The organism is Enterococcus alishanensis, from assembly GCF_019218635.1.
Lineage (GTDB): Bacteria > Bacillota > Bacilli > Lactobacillales > Enterococcaceae > Enterococcus_A > Enterococcus_A alishanensis.
In genome coordinates, this window is sequence record NZ_JAHUZB010000035.1 from 1 (window position 1) to 471 (window position 471).

A 471-nucleotide genomic window follows, 5' to 3' on the forward strand; every position below is an offset into this window, starting at 1 on the left:
CTACCCGACCCCGGGCAAAATCTCCGTCACCCCGACCAAGACGCTGGCCAACCAGGACGACCTGTCGCTGGCCTACTCGCCGGGCGTGGCCGCCGCGTGCATGGCCATCTTCGACCAGGGCGACGACGCCGCGTCCAAGTACACCTCGCGAGGCAATCTGGTGGGCGTGATCACCAACGGCACCGCCGTGCTGGGCCTGGGCAACATCGGCCCGCTGGCCGCCAAGCCCGTGATGGAAGGCAAGGGCTGCCTGTTCAAGAAGTTCGCCGGCATCGACGTGTTCGACATCGAACTGGCCGAGAACGACCCCGACAAGCTGGTCGACATCATCGCGGCGCTGGAACCCACGCTGGGCGGCGTCAACCTCGAGGACATCAAGGCGCCCGAGTGCTTCTACATCGAGAAGAAGCTGCGCGAGCGCATGAAGATCCCGGTCTTCCATGACGACCAGCACGGCACCGCCATCATCTC

At 65.4% G+C, this 471-nt stretch carries 1 pseudogene; it reads left to right on the plus strand.

Annotated features, from left to right (window positions below):
* Positions 1-471, plus strand: a pseudogene (locus KUA55_RS18160) (NAD-dependent malic enzyme); the annotation flags it as partial.